General features: G+C 53.4%; 16 protein-coding genes. 13 read left to right on the top strand and 3 right to left on the bottom strand.

Annotation, left to right across the window (positions count from 1 at the left end):
• Positions 1–81 precede the first annotated feature (81 nt).
• Genes CEE36_03560 through CEE36_03550 form a run of 3 tightly spaced genes read left to right on the top strand, consistent with a single transcriptional unit; the run spans position 82 to position 5,531 of the window.
• Complete coding sequence (locus tag CEE36_03560) at positions 82–2,538, top strand: hypothetical protein (GenBank protein TKJ43422.1); 2,457 nt, start codon at positions 82–84, stop codon at positions 2,536–2,538.
• A complete protein-coding gene (locus tag CEE36_03555; GenBank protein TKJ43421.1) occupies positions 2,511–4,049 on the top strand; it encodes a ribonuclease in 1,539 nt (512 codons plus the stop codon). The genes CEE36_03560 and CEE36_03555 overlap by 28 nt, the downstream gene beginning before the upstream one ends.
• A 15-nt stretch (positions 4,050–4,064) precedes the next feature.
• On the top strand, positions 4,065–5,531 hold the full coding sequence (locus CEE36_03550) for a hypothetical protein (GenBank protein TKJ43420.1): 1,467 nt from the start codon (positions 4,065–4,067) through the stop codon (positions 5,529–5,531).
• A 209-nt stretch (positions 5,532–5,740) separates the two neighbouring features.
• Here CEE36_03550 and CEE36_03545 read toward each other — a convergent pair whose 3' ends face one another.
• Both CEE36_03545 and CEE36_03540 read right to left on the bottom strand, forming a co-directional pair.
• On the bottom strand, positions 5,741–6,637 hold the full coding sequence (locus CEE36_03545) for a hypothetical protein (protein TKJ43419.1): 897 nt from the start codon (positions 6,635–6,637) through the stop codon (positions 5,741–5,743).
• A 47-nt stretch (positions 6,638–6,684) separates the two neighbouring features.
• Positions 6,685–8,118, bottom strand: a complete 1,434-nt coding sequence (locus CEE36_03540) for a cell surface protein (GenBank protein TKJ43418.1) — start codon at positions 8,116–8,118, stop codon at positions 6,685–6,687.
• Between the two features lie 168 nt (positions 8,119–8,286).
• On the opposite strand from CEE36_03540, the gene CEE36_03535 reads away from it, so the two are divergent.
• The 10 genes from CEE36_03535 (at position 8,287) to CEE36_03490 (ending at position 17,196) form a co-directional block, all read left to right on the top strand.
• A complete protein-coding gene (locus tag CEE36_03535; GenBank protein ID TKJ43417.1) occupies positions 8,287–9,132 on the top strand; it encodes a fumarate hydratase in 846 nt (281 codons plus the stop codon).
• A 49-nt stretch (positions 9,133–9,181) separates the two neighbouring features.
• Positions 9,182–10,489: a propionate kinase gene (locus tag CEE36_03530; protein TKJ43416.1), complete on the top strand. Its 1,308-nt coding sequence runs from the start codon at positions 9,182–9,184 to the stop codon at positions 10,487–10,489.
• Positions 10,490–10,853: 364 nt separating this feature from the next.
• The gene (locus tag CEE36_03525; GenBank protein ID TKJ43415.1) at positions 10,854–11,399 is read left to right on the top strand and encodes a hypothetical protein; all 546 of its coding nucleotides are present in this window, start codon (positions 10,854–10,856) and stop codon (positions 11,397–11,399) included.
• Between the two features lie 662 nt (positions 11,400–12,061).
• Positions 12,062–12,631, top strand: a complete 570-nt coding sequence (locus CEE36_03520) for a fumarate hydratase (GenBank protein ID TKJ43414.1) — start codon at positions 12,062–12,064, stop codon at positions 12,629–12,631.
• A gap of 76 nt (positions 12,632–12,707) precedes the next feature.
• A complete protein-coding gene (locus CEE36_03515; protein TKJ43413.1) occupies positions 12,708–13,184 on the top strand; it encodes a hypothetical protein in 477 nt (158 codons plus the stop codon).
• Positions 13,185–13,199: 15 nt separating this feature from the next.
• Positions 13,200–13,952 carry a YebC/PmpR family DNA-binding transcriptional regulator gene (locus tag CEE36_03510; GenBank protein ID TKJ43412.1) on the top strand — a complete coding sequence of 251 codons (753 nt, stop codon included), beginning with the start codon at positions 13,200–13,202 and terminating at the stop codon, positions 13,950–13,952.
• A 107-nt stretch (positions 13,953–14,059) separates the two neighbouring features.
• A complete protein-coding gene (locus tag CEE36_03505) occupies positions 14,060–14,545 on the top strand; it encodes a Holliday junction resolvase (protein ID TKJ43411.1) in 486 nt (161 codons plus the stop codon).
• On the top strand, positions 14,542–15,177 hold the full coding sequence (locus tag CEE36_03500; GenBank protein ID TKJ43410.1) for a Holliday junction DNA helicase RuvA: 636 nt from the start codon (positions 14,542–14,544) through the stop codon (positions 15,175–15,177). Before CEE36_03505 ends, CEE36_03500 begins: the two co-directional genes overlap by 4 nt.
• Positions 15,152–16,228 (top strand): Holliday junction branch migration DNA helicase RuvB, encoded by a 1,077-nt coding sequence (locus CEE36_03495; protein ID TKJ43409.1) that lies wholly within the window; start codon positions 15,152–15,154, stop codon positions 16,226–16,228. Before CEE36_03500 ends, CEE36_03495 begins: the two co-directional genes overlap by 26 nt.
• Positions 16,225–17,196, top strand: coding sequence for a D-glycerate dehydrogenase (locus tag CEE36_03490; protein TKJ43408.1), 972 nt, complete (start codon positions 16,225–16,227; stop codon positions 17,194–17,196). Before CEE36_03495 ends, CEE36_03490 begins: the two co-directional genes overlap by 4 nt.
• A 12-nt stretch (positions 17,197–17,208) precedes the next feature.
• Here CEE36_03490 and CEE36_03485 read toward each other — a convergent pair.
• Positions 17,209–17,494: IS30 family transposase (locus CEE36_03485; GenBank protein ID TKJ43407.1), on the bottom strand; the 286-nt coding region annotated here is incomplete at its 5' end.

Below are 17,494 nucleotides of genomic sequence, written 5' to 3'. Positions count from 1 at the left end.
CCTCTCTGTGGCAAAAAGGATCGCAGATTGAACAGGAAAATGCCATTTGACTTAACTCCCCAGTAAGGTTATTATTCCAGAATGAAGCACAGCTGGCAGGAGACGTTTGCAAACCTGTTGCCGCAGGTAGAGCGCCCGATAAGGTATACCGATTCCGAGCTCTACGCGGTCAAGCACCGCGAGGATGCAAGGGTAAGAATAGCCCTCCTATTCCCGGATACCTACGAGATCGGTATGTCTGGCTACGGGCTGCGGGTTCTCTATCACATCATCAACCATATCCCAGGTGCGGCAGCCGAGCGCGCGTTCATGCCATGGGTGGATATGATTGAGCTGATGAGAGCGTCGGCTATCCCCCTCGCCAGCCTTGAGACCCGCACCCCGCTTTCCGAGTTCGACATGGTGGGCATAACCCTACAAAGTGAGCTGGGTTATACGAACGCGCTTGGAATCCTTGAGCTTTCAGGAATACCGATGCGGTCGAAAGACCGTAAGGAGAACGCCCCATTGGTTGTCGCAGGCGGGCCTTGCACGGTCAACCCGTTGCCTGTCTCAGTGTTCTTCGATGCCTTCTGCATAGGAGATGGAGAGGATGCGATAAAGGAGATGACCTCGGTGCTGCTTGAAACCCCGGATCGCAAGGAGAGGCTCGCGGGCTTAGCCGAGATCGAAGGAGTGTGGGTGCCCAGTATCCACGGCCGCTCGAAGCGGATAAAAAGACGTATCGTATCAGGGCTCCGAATAGAGGATACGCCTTTAGAGCAGATAGTTCCCACAGGTGAGATCGAGCATGACAGACTGATTGTTGAGATAGGCCGCGGATGTCTGCGCGGCTGCCGGTTCTGTCAGGCCGGTTTCTGCAATCGCCCCGCAAGACACCGCTCGATGGATGATATTCTCCATCTGGCAGAGAAAGGGCTTGCCGCCACCGGCTGGGAGGAACTATCCCTTCTCTCGTTCGCCGTATCAGACTACCCCCGGCTTGATGAACTTCTTGCAAAGCTCAACTCAAAGCTGAAACCCACCCGAACGGCTATATCCCTTCCCAGCTTCAGGGGCGAGGCTTTCAACGAACAAATCGGTCAAAGGCTTGCCGAGATAAAGAGACCAGGCCTTACCTTCGCGCCTGAAACCGCCTCTCCAAGGCTTAAGCGGGTCATAAACAAGAACGTCTCCAATGCCAGCATCATCGAGACGGTCCAGACCGCAGCCAGACTCGGTTGGCGCCGGGTCAAACTCTACTTCATGGTCGGTCTGCCAGGCGAGACACCCGAGGACGTGGATATGAACATAGAGTTTATAAGGGAGATTGCGCGATCTGTAAAACCTCTGGCCGTCAACGTACACACCTCAGCGTTCGTTCCCAAACCCCACACACCGTTCCAGTGGGCGGGGTTCGATCAACTTCCACTTCTTGCCGAGAAGCTTGGCCGCCTGCGGGAGGAGACTCGGATGCGCCGCGTAAAGATCAAATGGGCGCGCCCTGAAGCAAGCTTCATAGAGGCGGTGCTTGCACGTGGGGACGAACGACTGGCAGATGTACTGGAAGGAGTCCTCCAGCGGGGAGGTTACTTCCAGGAATGGAGCGAGCATTTCAAACCCCAAAGATGGCTCCAAGCCTTCGAGGAACAAGGTGTTGATCCTGAAGGCTACACAAGGAAACGCAAGCTCAAGGAGCGGCTCCCGTGGGAGTTTATAGACACTGGGGTAAGTAAGGGATTCCTTGAGGGAGAATACCAGAAGGCCCTGGCCGCCGAGGTTCAAGAGGACTGTATCAGCGGACCATGCTACGGGTGCGGGCTGGGGTGTTCCTCCTTCTACCAGACCTCTGGCACTCCCCAGGAGCAAGTTGCCTCCCCAGCCAAACCAGCCATCAACATTCGCACCACTAGCACCTCGACACCAGTAGAGCTGCGCTACCGCCTCAAGTTCACAGTCGGCGAAGCCCTCCGGTACGCAAGCCACCTCAACCTGGTGCGGGTGATCTACCGCCTGCTGCGGCGTTCGGGATTGCCCATTGAGTATACAGAAGGCTTCTCACCCCATCCGCGCGTCCGGTTCAGCTTTCCAAAACCCGTAGGGGTAACCAGCCGGGGCGAGTACGTCGACGTCAACCTGATTGCCCCGCCCCAGGGGAATCTCGACGAACTCCTTGCACCTCATATGCCTGAAGGATTGGCTCTCGCTGGATACCGTCTGCTTCCTGCGGCAACACCTGCTATCACCAAGGCTGCAGAGATACTGCACTACGAGGTCTTTCCTTCGCCTGAGATGGGGCCAAACGAACTGGCTAGACGCACGCGGGCAGATGAGAATATACTTAACGCCAACTCCGCAGATGGACACCTGACTCTCTTACTTGCCAACGCGCAGCGGGCAAAATTGTGGAATGTGCTCGCCTGTCTTTACAACATAACACCTAACCAAGCGCGTGCCCTCTCTGTCGAACGCATCGACGCCTACATACGCAGAGGCACGCGTCTTTTTACACCACTTGAGGAGAGTTATCAATGGAGAAAAGGATACTTATCAACGTAGGGCGCTTCGAGATCCGCACAGCGGTGCTCGAGGACGGAAAGCTTGTTGAATTCTACTCGGAGCGGCCTGAACGCAAAAACCTGGTAGGGCGTATCTATAAAGGAAGGGTGGAGAACGTAGTTCCAGGTCTGGCTGGCGCGTTCATCAACATAGGGCTTTCAAAGAACGGCTTCCTGCCACTTGCCGACATCCCGGACAAAACTCTCTCACAGATGTATGACTCGGAGGTGGAGGAAGAGGAGGCGGATAAGCTAAAGGAGGGACGCAGGCTTGACCTGAAGCCCAATCAGGAGATACTGGTCCAGGTGGTCAAGGAACCCCTGGGGAAAAAGGGTGCGCGACTTTCGTCATACATCTTTCTGCCTGGGCGCTATCTTGTGCTTACCCCTTCCATCAACCATATCGGGGTCTCAAGACGAATAAGGGATAGAAGCGAGCGCTCCCGCCTGCGCTCTGTGGCCTCAAAGCTCAAGAAAGACAAGATGGGGCTCATTGTTCGTACCGCGACCGAGAAAGTTCCAGAGCCGGACGTAAAGCTTGACTTCGAGAACCTCTCGGAGATGTGGAAATCTATCTCCAAGCTGACGTCTCAAGAGAAAGCCCCGGCATTGGTCTATGAGGAGCCTTTGGTCTCACTTAAACTCATAAGGGATCAGTTCACCCGTGGGGTCTCAAGTGTCATGGTGGATTCAAGGGTGGAGTACGAAAACATCCTGCGTTACCTGCGAAGAAACGCTCCAAAGCTGCGCTCCCGTGTGAGACTTTACGATGGGAAGGAACCTGTCTTCGAACACTACGGTGTAGAAGACGAATTGAGGAGTGTATTCGAGCGTAAGATCTGGCTAAAAAGCGGTGGATTTATCACCATAGATCACACCGAAGCCATGGTGGCCATAGACGTCAACACCGGTCGCTTCTCAGCAGAGGAGCGACAAGAGAAGCTCATCTTCAAGACCAACGTTGAGGCCGCCCGCGAAATCGCCTATCAGATACGCCTGCGCGACCTATCCGGACTTCTCGTTATCGACTTCATCGACATGCGCTCGAAGGAGAACATGTCCACGGTTCTTAAGGAACTTAAGCGTCATCTGCGTGAGGACAGGGCGCACACCGATTTCAGCTCCTTCAGCCGGTTCGGACTTATTGAGATAACGAGGGAGCGCAAACGCCCGGGTCTCTTTGTTCACCTGACCGAGGAGTGCTCGGTGTGCCACGGCCTGGGAAGGATACCATCGAAAGACTACATGCTCTCCGAGATCGAAAGGGTACTGCAGCAGCGAGCCGATCTTCTCGCCGGACACACGGTACTGATCAAGGCCGAGCCACACATCGCGGACTTCCTGTCGGTGCAGCGATTCGAGGAACTGGCGGAGTGGGCGCGAACCTACAATGTAGCCCTCGAGGTCACGGCAGATATCTATGCGCTACCAGGGGAGTACTGGGTAATACTTGCCGATACAAACGACGTGCTCTACAAACGGGAGGCAAACCGCGTGGCAGGAGCCGTTTAAGCCGGACTGTATCTCATGAAAGAACCGGCCATCGAAAAGGGGAAGGATTTATGGCTGATCCCAGGGCTATGGGCGGCAGGGGTCCTAACTTTTCTGCCCCTGCTTTGGAACCGATTTATAGCAGACGACTTCACCGCGCTGTCGATCGCGAGGTTCTATAGATCCAAGCCCTTCTTTGAAACCATCCTTTACGGAGGCAACGACTTCTTCAGGCCTCTGAACATGGCGCTGATCATGGCAAGGGGCGCTTTATTCGGTGACACACCCATTCTATACGTGATCGCCAACATCCTGCTGCATCTTGTAAATACCACGTTGGTCTTTCTTATCGCTCGCAGGATCTTCAAGAAAGCGCTTGCCGCCGCAGCAGCAGGACTCCTTTTCCTTGCGGCCTTCAGCCACTACGAAGGCATAACCTGGATCTCATCCTCGGTTACGCTGTTCGTAACCCTCTTCGTGCTTGCCTCGATCTACGGCCACATACGATTCCGGGAAAGGGGTAAATCCGGGTGGCTGATACTGGCGATAGGAGGTTTCATAGCAGCCTTCCTTACCAAGGAGACCGCCGTCTGTCTCCCATTCCTGCTACTTGCCTACGATCTGATCATGGTACAGCGAAAGGACCGCGGTAAAGGATTCTTCTATCCCTACGTGATCTACGGTGTTCTCTTTGCGGCTTACATAGCGGTTCAGACCGGCTGGGCGATGCGATTCATGGGCAGCGGCTCGGTCTACCGCCCTGGCTGGCACGTACTCTCAAATATCGCCGACTACTGGGTTTGGCTGTGGATGCCCAACCCGCGGCATCCGTACGCGGCTGAGGTGTTCTCGGTATTACCAAGGGGAGTGCTGGTGATCTACTGGATCATCGCCAGTGCGGTGGCGCTGACGCTTCCTTTGATCGTGGTCCTGGCGAGCTTAAAGAAACTGTCCAGGTCGCTACTATGGAGCTTCATTGTGACCGTCCTATCCCTTCTGGTATTCCTCCCCTTTGCCATAAAGATTTCAGCCCGCTACGCCTACCTGCCGTCGGTATTCATCGCGCTCTTTGCCGGAGGTCTGTTCAGCAGGGTCTACTTCTATCTCAGGGAGAAGGGGAGGAGGGCCTGGCAAGGGATACTGGTTGCGATCGGCTCAATCTACCTCCTCGGAAACGTTGCAGGGCTCCTTTTGATCCAGCGCGAGTTCGTCAGGGTGAGTACGACCACGGAACAACTGGCGTTACAAGTCGGCGAACTGGTTGAACTTACCGATGAGGACGTTATCTTTATCGAGGGCCTGCCTTCGCACATTCACCTGCGCGAGGCGGTGCAGTGGTTCCACAACCCCACTGTCCACGTGCACGCGGATAACGACAAGTACAGAGGAACACCCCGAACCCTGGAGGCGACCAGAGGATTCTATCGGGACAGTGAGGCAAATCTTTATCACCTGAGGTTCGAGAACGACGACCTCTTGCTTTTATCCCGTGAGTCCCTTTAGATGATGCGGGCTGACCTGAAGGGAGTGTGCCAAAAGCCAAAAAAACAGACAAGGGGGTTTAAACCCCTTGCCCCAACCCGGCTGTTAGTTGCGTATTTATGGGACTTACAATCTGCGTCCTGTTCGAGTTGTCGGACTAACAGCGTCCCTACAGGGGTTTTGACCCAGCCCCTGAAGGTCAGCCCCTACGATCTTTTGGAGCAATCTATTTATTTCGGCGGCACCCCGCCGACAACCCAGCGGAACTCCGGCTCATACTGGTAGAGGATCTTGAGCGTTATCTTTTCTCCGTCGATCGCTACAACCTCAAGCTTACCGTAGTGAATCTCCTCTGCCGGTCGCAACCCTGAAGCTCGAGGCTCTATCCTCAGACCATAAAGCCCGCCTTCCTCAAGCTGCTGGGAGACCTGGTAGTTTTCCTCGTTGAAACCCTTGAGGGTACCCAGCTCATCGTAGCTGCCTTCCTCGCGAGAAATGGAGCTTTCCCGGCCGTTAAGAGAAGGATCATGATCGATTCCCGCGTGAAGCACGAAATCGGTATCCACGTAATAATCAATCGCAGCCCAATAACCACCATAACTCACATAGTAGTCATAAGGAGAGCCTGAATGATCGAAGCCGAAACCTGAAGGGTAACGGGAATACTCGTAATTGAAATCTTCCACTGTCCATATCTCGAAAGAGCTCTCTTCTTCAGTACGGAATTCTATCTTCTCGCCGTAGCCGTATTTCTCACCATCGCAGTAAGGCCACGCCTCGATGGTAGCGCAAGGGGTATACACGTAGTAAACCTGGTCTTCGTAGTGTTCTCCCTGTTGATCCACAGTGTCAACGTCCACGCCGTCCAGGGTTATTATGTACTGCCAATCTTCCTGTTCCTCGGTGTAAACGGTACCTCCTTTACAGCCACCGGAGACTATATCACCGGGTGATGAGTAAGGAGTTGACCAGGTAAGCTTAACTCCACCGCCTGGCATACTGTCCTGGTCGGGTACGATTTCGTACTTCAGGTTAATGCTGTAACTTATGGGTGGGGTCAGGCTCGGCCCCATAAGGAACAAAATCGCTATCGCTGCCAATCCGACAGCTTTTAAGGTCTTAGACATACACGCCTCCTTTGCTTCTATTCACATTCACTTACGCCGCCCGACGGCTAATCCGCCCTTGCGGTATGCTTGTAATCATGCCGGTACATGGGCCAGGGAGAGGAGGCCAAAGGAGCCGAACTCCTGAATGCGTAGATGTCCTCATCTATACTTGCGTACACCACATTATCATGCCCAATGGTTGGAGAGGATAGTGTCTGACCGTATGTCTTGTAGCGCCAACGCAAGGTCCCGTCAGGATTCAAAGCGTATAAAGCGCCTTCGTCCGTTGAAGCAACGTAGATAGTGCCGTCAGCAGCAACCGCCGGACTATCGGATATGAGTGAGTTTAAAGTGTAGCGCCATTTAAGATTACCATCAGGATCGAAGGCATAAACTGATTCATCAAAACAACCAACGTAGATGGTACCGTCCGGACCGATTACCGGAGGTGCCGTTATCATATCTTTCGTAAGATAACTCCATTTCACGCTGCCGTCTGAGGGATCAAGAGCGTAGAAGTAACAATTCCATGCCCCGATGTATATAGTTCCATCTGAACCTATTGCGGCAGGAGTCATGCGGGCTCTGTTGTGGAAACTCCACTTGATGGTGGTGTCGGAGCTTATGGCACAAAATACGGTGTCCCGGGTGCTACAGTAAAGCGTGCCGTCTGAACCTATCGATATGGAAGAAAGCTTGAAGCCCGTCTGGTAACTCCATTTGAGATTTCCGTTAGGTTCAAAGGCATAAAGATACCCTTTATCGGTTCCCAGATAGATGGTGCCGTCAGCTCCTACAGAGGGAGAGCTTATTATTAGATTGGCCTCAGGTTCAAAACTCCACTTCAAGGTGCCCCCGGGATCAACGGCCATGCATTTGTCATTCGATATCACGTAGATGGTGCCGTCGGATCCGATAATAGGAACAGAGACATTATCGCCTGTCGCATGCCGCCATTTCAGGCTTCCGTCAGGTGCAAGGGCGTACAAGCAACCGTCATCGGAGGTAAAATATCCGGAGCCGAAATATACGGTACCATCATCTGCTATAGCCACCGATGAGGGACCGTAGTACTCGGTATGAAACTGCCACAGAAGCTCCCCTGCTCCTTTTATGAGTTGAACGTGCACCGTATCTGCGCCGGAATTATCTGCCTCATCGTAGGCCACCGCAACGATGGTGTGGTAAGTGCTGTCATCCAGGGGCTCGGTATTCCACTCGCATACATCGTCATAGTTGCCGTCGAAATAGACACTATCGTCTATATAGAACTCAACGTCATCTATCTTCCACCAGTCCCCTTCATCTTCCGCCTCAACGGTTATGTTGACAGTGCCGGAGACAACAGAATTATCTTCTGGATAGGTGATAGTTATGGTAGGCGGGTGAAGATCACAGGCAGTCATAATAGTTAAACCTATTACCGCACCCACCATCAAGGTAATGCTTTTAATCAGAAGGACTGCTTTAAAGGCTGGGTCGCCTTTCTTTAGGTCCATTGTTTCCTCCTTTCAGTTTCACCCTTTGCCCTTTCTTGGCAACAAAGAGGTATGTTGGCTCATAATACGCCTGTTCTGAAGAGTTGTCAAGGGTAATTCCTTGACATTAGTCAGGCACGGCGTAAGATTAACAGATGTTTCATCCCCTAAACTTTTCAAGGAGGTGGCGTGCGCGAGTTTGACGTAGGTGACGTAATTGAACCTGTTAAGAAATTATGCATCGAGGCCAACACCGTCCTTCCCGATGACGTTAAAAAGTCGTTACTGGAAGCTAAGGGGAAGGAAGAATCACCGGTCGGCTCCGAGACACTCTCCCAGATCGAGGAGAATATTAAAATCTCCGCAAAGGAGAAACTACCGCTTTGTCAGGATACCGGCTTCGCAGTGCTCTTCGTGGAGGTTGGTCAGGACGTTCATCTTGTAGGCGGCAGTTTGCGTGAAGCTCTAAACGAGGGTGTGCGCCAGGGCTATAAGGAAGGCTATCTTAGGAAATCGATAGTAGCGGACCCGGCAGGGGGACGCATCAACACCAACGACAACACCCCGGCGATCATCCACTGGGATTTGGTGCCGGGCGATAAAATAAAGATCACCATAGCGCCCAAGGGCGGCGGGTCTGAGAACATGAGCACTATCAAGATGATGAAGCCTGCCGACGGGCTTTCAGGCATCAAAGACTTTGTAGTGGATTGGGTTCAAAAAGCCGGCGGCAACCCCTGTCCGCCGGTGGTGGTTGGTGTAAGCATCGGCGGCACGTTCGAGCACGTGGCGTTTCTGGCCAAGAAGGCGCTTTTGCGTGACATAGGCTCGCATCATCCCGATCCGAGGTATGCGGATGCTGAGCGCGAGATTTTAAAAAAAATCAACGCAACTGGCGTCGGGCCGATGGGCTTAGGCGGAAGGGTAACTGCGCTCGCCGTTCATATCGAGACCCACCCCTGCCACATCGCCTCAATGCCGGTGGCCGTGAACATAAACTGCCACGCGGCGCGGCACAAAACGGTAATCCTTTAAAGAGGACGACAGAGATACTGGGTCTAATGATCAAGGAGGATATAGAAGAATGAAGATTCTCGTTTTGAACTGCGGTTCCTCATCCGTGAAGTACATGATATACCGCTGGAAGATAAGGCGGCCATTAGCATCTGGCATAGTTGAGCGTGTGGGGATTGAGGGTTCGTTTATCAAACATCAGGTGCCGGGAAAGGAAGTCTACCAGTCCTCAATACCCTGTCCTACCCACAAGGAGGCCATAGGTCTCATAGTCCAGACGCTTACCAGCAGGGAGGTGGGTGTCCTGGAAGATATATCCGAGATCCAGGCGTGCGGCCACCGGGTAGTGCACGGCGGCGAAAAGTTCGCACGATCGGTTCTCATCACCCCGGAAGTCCTGGATACGTTCCGGGAGTTGTTCGATCTCGCTCCACTGCATAACCCGCCCAACGTGATGGGCATAGAAGCGGCCATGGAGCATCTGCCTTCGATCCCGCACGTGGCGGTGATGGACACGAGCTTTCACCAGACCATGCCGCCGGAAGCCTACATCTACGCCGTTCCCTACGATTGGTACCGGGACTACAGGGTGCGCCGCTACGGCTTCCACGGAACATCTCACCTTTACGTTGCAAAACGCGCCGCGGTGATGCTTTCTAAAAAACCGGAAGAGGTCAACCTAATCACCTGCCACATCGGCAACGGGGTAAGCTTTACAGCGATAAAAAGGGGCAAGAGCTTTGATCACTCCATGGGCTTCACCCCTCTTGAGGGTCTGGTGATGGGTACGCGCTCAGGCGACCTCGATCCGGCAATAATCGGCTACATCGCCGAGAAAGAGGACCTCACCGCCCAGCAGGTGATCAATATTTTAAACAAGAAGAGCGGTATTTTGGGTATAACCGGAAAGTACGTTGACCGCCGCGATGTGCACAAGGCGATGGAGGAGGGGGATAAGCAGGCCGAGCTTGCCTTTAAGATCGAATGCTACCGCGCCAAGAAGTATCTGGGTGCCTACCTTGCCGCCCTGGGTCATACCGACGCCATTGTGTTCACCGCAGGCGTGGGTGAAAAAGGCTGGGAAATGCGTGAGGAGATATGCTCAGGCCTCGAGGAGCTGGGCGTAAAGATCGATCCCGAGCGCAACCGCGAGGCCGTAAGCCGCAACCACGAGTTCGTGATCTCGGCAGATGACTCGCCAGTCAAGGTCTTCGTTATCCCTACCGACGAGGAGCTAGTATTCGTTGAGGACGTGGTGGGCATGCTTGGGGGCCGCTACGGCAAAGAGGATTTCCGCTACTCGTTCGGGGACCCCTCATACCGCAACGAGCTTCGCGACGAGGCCTACGAACAGGAGAAGAAGAACAAGAAGAAATAGCAAATTTACTCCGCAAGCGTCGTCCTACGGTCAAAATTTGAATTTAAAAATGTAAATTGGGGCCAGAGCAGCTGGCCTTTTCGTTTTCTCTGCGGGATGGAGTGTCCCAGCGGTGTCATCGCGAGCGGCTGAAAGCCGCGTGGCGATCTCACACCTCTAAGTGGTTAATATGAGATTACTCCGTTGCCGTCGTCTTTATGGAGTGCAACGAGCGTCTCGTTGCGTAAAACAACTGAGCGAAGCAACAACACGGTTGTTGCACTCCAAACTAGAACGTAGGAAAAGTCCAAATCTAAAATTTGCAATTTGAAATGCGCCGTCTCTTCTGCCTTGACATCTATTCTATGCCGTATATCCTTTATTTATGGACGCTAACCTCTTCACGGCGTATAACTACCTCTCCTCGGCCATCGCCCAGGCCTTCGCCGCGTTGATTGTGGTAACAGGTATCTTTTTCTTCAGCCGCAAAAAGGACATTGAAGATTTTCTAAACGAGCTTTACGATAACTTGCGACGATTTATAAACGATCAATCCCATCTGTACTCAGGGTCAATCCCGTTGAATGTAACACTTACTCATGGAGAGGTTGTCTCTATTGCCGAAAACATCTTATCAAGGTTATCCGATCAACGCCTCAAGAAAAATATTGAGGAAGAAATAACCAAACACAAGCAAGCCAGTGACATAAAAGACCGCTCTCGTAAGAGAACAATGTACAGTGTAATCATATCTTCAGTAGCGATGACTTTTGGGCTTGTTGCGCTATTAGTTGGGCCTATACTTTGTGATAAGCAAAAATGGGTAGTCATGGGAATAGAATTGGGTATTGGATTATTCGCTTTGAGCTATGCTTTGGTTGTCATATGGAAATTGATGATTAAGAAAATCGAAGTTAAGATACCTACATAGATTAGAACTATCCTAACTGGGCGAAGCGGAGGAGCCTAAAGAGGAAGAGGAGCAGAAGTAGTGCGAACCTTTAGGTTCGCTTAAACTCCTCCCCCTTGATGGCGGAGGATAAAGTTCGTAGGGGCCGACTTTCAAGTCGGCCCGTTCATGTTGAATTCTTCTGGGTCGACCTAAGGGTCGACCCCTACGTGGATTTAGTCATCAAGATGCTTGCCGAGCCTGAGGAACCGAAAGAAGCCAACAACTCACAGCCGTCCGCAGAAGATTGATAGATAGCATTAGACTCATCAAGATGCTGGGCGAGCCGACGAAGATGAAGGAAATCCCCCGCCCCCTTCATCCCCCTCCACCAGGGAGGGGGAATGAAAAGAGTGGAATAGCCTTACCAAATATTTCCTCCCCCTTGATGGTGGACAGTGTGCCCCTTGAGCGCTTTATGCGCTCATAGAATAGCATGTAGTGCGAACCTTCAGGTTCGCTTAAGCTCTTTTTCGCCTTCAGCGAAAAGATCGCAGATTAAAATCAGGATAAGCAAACTTCTACCCCGAAAAAGCACCAAAATCACCCCAAAAAACCCGCCGAGTTGCATTCAAACCTGACGAGTTTTAAGGATGTTGACTTTTGCCAGCCCATGGATATAGTCTAATCTACAAAGGAGACTCATGCCGGAACGCAAGAGGATAACCACACCGCTGACTAAAGAAGTAGTCGCTGAGCTTCGTGCTGGCGATGGGGTGCTTATCTCAGGTATACTCTACACAGCGCGCGACGCCGCACACAAGCGTCTGGTGGAGTTGATCGAGAAAGGTGAGAAGTTACCATTTGACCTGGAAGGTCAGATCATCTACTACGTCGGCCCTGCACCCGCACCTCCTGGCTATCCCATAGGTTCGGCAGGCCCGACCACGAGTTACAGGATGGACCCCTACGCCCCGATTCTTATAGAGTATGGTCTGCGCGGTATGATCGGTAAGGGACAGCACTCGCAGCCGGTGCTGGAGGCGATGAAAAAGTTTGGTGCTGTCTACTTCGCCGCAGTGGGCGGAGCAGCGGCCTTAATCGCTCGTTCCATAAAGAAGGCCGAGGTCATCGCCTACCCAGAACTGGGTGCTGAGGCGATAAGACGCCTCGAAGTGGAAGACTTCCCATGCATCGTTGCAAACGATATGCACGGCGGCAACCTCTTCATTGAGGGGCCCCGAGAGTACCGTCAAAAAAGCCAAAAGCCCTAGGAGGAGGAACGGGTTTTTATAAACAAAAGCACCCCTCGGGGTGTTTGAAAACCAATCCAAGATGGAGGAGTAAAACATGAAGAAAACAATCATCCTTCTGACAGCGGCGGTATTTGTCGCCGCATTCGTCCTCGCATGCTGCAGACCCGAGCGCTTCGCCGAGCGTGTGAGCGAGCGCGTAATCGAAAAGGCATTGGAAAAAGAAGGCGGCGGCGACGTCGATATAAATGTCGGCAGAGATGTGAAGGTCCCTGAGAATATGCCCAAGGAACTCGTTTATCCCGGCGCCAAGGTCACGAGTTCCTTATCCGTGCAAAAAGAAAGAAAGCAAGTAACTAACGTGTCGTTTGAGACCCGCTCATCCGTGACTCGTGTAACCACTTACTATAAAGGCCTTTCTAGCAAAGGCTGGGAATCTGTATTAACGGTAAGTGGTACAGAAGGAGCACAACTTATTCTCAAAAAAGGCGACATGGGAGCCATTATCACAGTCGCAGAAGCGGACGGCGGAACTGCGATAGGAGTAGTATACGGAGAAGGCCTAGACGAATAGCTTTCGAGGAGTATAATGTCAGGACATTCTAAATGGGCGACGATAAGGCATAAGAAGGCCCAGACCGACGCCCGGCGCGGCAAGCTTTTCTCCAAGCTGATCCGTGAGATTACAGCGGCGGCAAGGGTTGGCGGAGGCGACCCTGATGCCAACCCCCGCTTAAGAACCGCGGTAGATGCGGCAAAGGCCGCCAACATGCCCGCAGACAACATCGAGCGGGCCGTCAAGCGCGGAACAGGTGAGCTTCCCGGGGTCACATACGAAGAGGTAACCTACGAGGCCTATGCACCCTCAGGCGTGGCCATGGTCATAAAGGTGCTCTCCGACAACAAGAACCGCACCCTGAGCGAGATAAAACACGTGCTCTCCCGCCACGGCGCTCACATGGGCTCTGCTGGAAGCGTTGCCTGGCAGTTTCGCTCTTGCGGTATCATCCATCTGCCTGCAGATGCCTACGGCGAGGACGAAGCCCTTGAGATGGCTCTTGAGGCCGGTGCCGAGGATTTCCGCCACGACGGGTCGATATACGAGATCAAAACCGAGTCTGGTGATTTCGCCTCGGTGAGGGACGCTCTCGCTGATAACGGCGCTGAGATCCTTCACGCCGAACTCACCCAGATACCCCAGAACACCGTTCCGCTCTCAGAAAAGGATGCAAAAAAGGTGCTCAAGCTCATAGACGCGCTTGAGGATCTTGACGACGTGCAGAACGTCTACGCCAACTTCGATATCCCCGAAGAGGTGATGGAGAAGCTTGCCGCCGAGTAGTAAGCGGTTAGTTAATCATCTAATCCAGTCCAGGTGGATCGGATACTGGAGAAAAGGGGAAGATCAAAAGGATGAGGCCGAAGGGCTTTGGATAGGTTAAGCTGATTATGAAAATACTGGGCGTTGATCCTGGGCTGGCCTCGACCGGGGTGGTGGTCATAGAGGTGGGAGATAAATTAGAGCTTCTTCATAAGGAGGTCATCCACACAAAATCCTCCCAGAAGATACCGGAAAGATTGGGGATGATAGCCGAGGGAATCAGGAAAGTTGTTGACTCCTATACCCTTTCTCTTTTAGCCCTGGAAACCGCGTTCGTGCGCCGCGACGCCCCCCAAGCAGGACTCTCACTGGGCAAGGTACTGGGGGTAATCCTACTGACCGCTCATCAAAACAAGCTGGACATCCTTGAGATCTCACCCCGCCAGGCCAAGGAGACGCTCACCGGCTACGGCAACGCATCCAAGGAACAGATAGGGCGTGCAGTGGCAAAGAACCTTGGGCTTTGCGAGCCGCTTCGGCCCTCTCACCTTGCCGACGCCGCCGCGGTGGCCTTGACTGCGGCCTCGATCGTGGCTACACTACGTAAGAAATGATTGGTTTTCTCAAAGGCCGCGTGATCTCGCGGGATGAAGAGTCAGAAATCATAACCCTGCTGGTTGGGCAGGTAGGATACGAGGTAAGGCTACCTCACATTGTATACAGGGGACTGGAAATCCATCGCATGAGTCTTGAGAATGAAACGGATTTGGAGCTGTTTATCTACCAGCACCAGACAGAGCGAACGCCCAAACCGCTCCTGATCGGATTCAGAAACGAGGTGGAACGCGAGTTCTTCACAAAGTTGATTTCTGTGCAGGACATCGGACCCACCGCGGCTGCTAAAGCCTTGACCATGCCGATCCGCACCATCGCACGGGCTATAGAGGAACGCGATATCACTACCCTGACCAAGCTTTCAGGGATAGGAAAGACCAAGGCTGAAAAGATCGCTGCAACGCTGGCAGGCAAGGTTGCAAAGTTCGCCCTGATGCAAGTGGAAGAAAGGGAACTTCCCGAAGCTGTCCCTACCGATGAGCTGAGAGCACAGGTGATAGAGGTACTCACATCCCAGCTGGGCTACAAACGTTCAGAGGCGGTGGCTATGGTGGACGAGGTCCTGACTGAAAATCCCGGGATTCAAACCCCGGAGGAGCTGTTCGATGCGGTATACAGAGCAAGACGCTAAAGACAAGGATAGAAAGGAACGTGAGGCTAGCTCTTTGTTGGCGAAAGAAAGTCCAGACGATAAAGGACGCTGGGATCTGAGGCCGAAAAGGCTTGCCGAATGCATCGGGCAGAAGCGGCTGGTGGAGACGTTATCTATCGCAATCGAGGCTGCACGCAAGCGCGAGGAACCCATGGATCACGTGCTCCTTCACGGGCCGCCAGGGCTGGGCAAGACCACCTTCGCAAACGTCATCGCCAGGGAGATGGAGGTGCCGATCGTTACCACCTCAGGGCCGGCACTGGAGCGCGCAGGCGACCTCATCGCATACCTCACCGGTCTGGAACGTGGTTCAGTACTCTTTATTGACGAGGTGCACCGACTGCCAAAGGTTGTTGAGGAGTTTCTGTATCCGGCGATGGAGGATTTTGCGGTGGACTTCATCTTTGACAAGGGTGCGCACGCCCGCTCGCATAGATTCAGGCTGGATCGCTTCACACTGGTAGGAGCGACTACCAGGCCCGGACTCCTATCCGCTCCGTTAAGGGAACGCTTCGGGATCACCAGGGCGGTTGGGTTCTATACCGACGACGAGCTGGCGATGGTAGTAAAGCGTTCAGCCGGGATACTGGAAGTGGAGGTTGACGATGAGGGGACACGAGAGATTGCCAAGCGGGCAAGGGGAACGCCAAGGATCGCAAACACACTGCTTAAACGAGTCAGGGATTTTGCCCAGGTGCGTGCCGACGGACGCATCACAAGCAAGGTAGCACTTGATGCTCTTGAACTTGAGGGTGTGGACGAGATCGGCCTGACCGACCTGGACAGGACCCTGCTTCTAGCGATCGTACGGTTCTACGGCGGAGGGCCGGTGGGGCTTGAGGCTATAGCGGCTACACTTCAGCAGGAATCTGATACCATCGTTGACATGATCGAACCGTTCCTCTTAAAGATCGGCTTCCTGGCCCGCACACCCTCGGGAAGGGTGGTGACCGAGGGGGCCTGTGAGCACCTGGGTGAGCATCCCAAGAACAAACGAAAAAGGCCGAAGGCAGGGAAGTTCGAACTGTGAAGATCTACGTAACCCGCCGCATACCGGACGCAGGCATAAAGCTCCTTGAAGGACACGAAGTGGATGTTTACGAAGGTTCTACCCCGATCCCGCGCAAGCTTCTTGCCGAGAAGGTAGCCGATGCCGAAGCACTCATCCCGCTTCTTTCAGATCAGATAGATGCGGAACTGATGGATCAAGCCCCCAAGCTCAAGGTGATAGCCAACTACGCGGTGGGCTACGACAACGTAGATATCGTCGCGGCGACGAAAAGAGGGATAGTGGTGACCAACACCCCTGACGTTCTGACCGACGCCACAGCCGAGCTTGCCTGGGCGCTTCTTTTTGCCGCTGCCCGAAGGATCGGAGAGGCCGAAAGGTTTACAAGGGACGGTAGATTCATATGCTGGGGGCCGATGCTTTTACTCGGTCAGGGGATAAGAGGCAAGACGCTTGGGGTCATCGGCGCGGGCCGGATCGGAACGCGCTTCGCGCTCGGCTCGCGCGGATTCGAGATGAAGGTTTTCTACTACGACCAGGAGCGCAACGAAACCCTGGAGCAGGAGCTTGGCGCCAAAAAAGTAGACATCTCCTATCTGATGCATGAGGCCGACTTCGTTTCCATACATCTTCCTCTAACTCAAGAGACCAAACATCTCATAGACGCACACCAGCTGTTCCGCATGAAACCCACCGCGGTCCTTATAAACACCTCGCGCGGACCTATAGTTGACGAGAAGGCGCTTGTGGCAGCGCTGCGGGCAGGCAAACTTGCCGCCGCCGGGCTTGACGTCTACGAAAGGGAGCCGGATATCTCAGCCGAGTTCTTCGAGATGGAAAACGTGGTGCTTGCACCGCACATCGGCTCTGCCACCCACCAGGCGCGAGGAGCAATGGCAGAGCTCTGCGCCTACGCGGTGCTCAAGGTGTTCGAAGGCGAGATACCACCCAACATCGTCAACCGCGAAGTTTGGTCAAAGCGAAGATAGCATCCCCTACATTCAACGTTGAAGTGCAACACATAGGTTAGCGACTTCGAGGGGTGTTTTGAAACCCAGGCACTTCCTGGGCCTGTCGTTTAGCCTTGATTCTATCAATCTGATCTCCTCGTTACTGATTGTAGCGAAGTTAGTCTTCTTTGGCAAGTATTGTCTGAGGAGTCCGTTGGTGTGCTCATTGGTTCCTCTCTGCCACGAAGAGTAAGGTTCGCAGAAGAAGCACTTTATGTCAGTGGCCTTAGAGATGACTTCATGCTCAGCATTCTCCGGGCCATTGTCGAAGGTGATA

This window comes from candidate division TA06 bacterium B3_TA06 (assembly GCA_005223075.1).
In the GTDB taxonomy this organism is placed as follows: Bacteria; Hydrothermota; Tepidihabitantia; order B3-TA06; family B3-TA06; genus B3-TA06.
The sequence above is the reverse complement of the archived record's forward strand: the minus strand, read 5'-3'. Positions and strand labels throughout refer to the sequence as shown.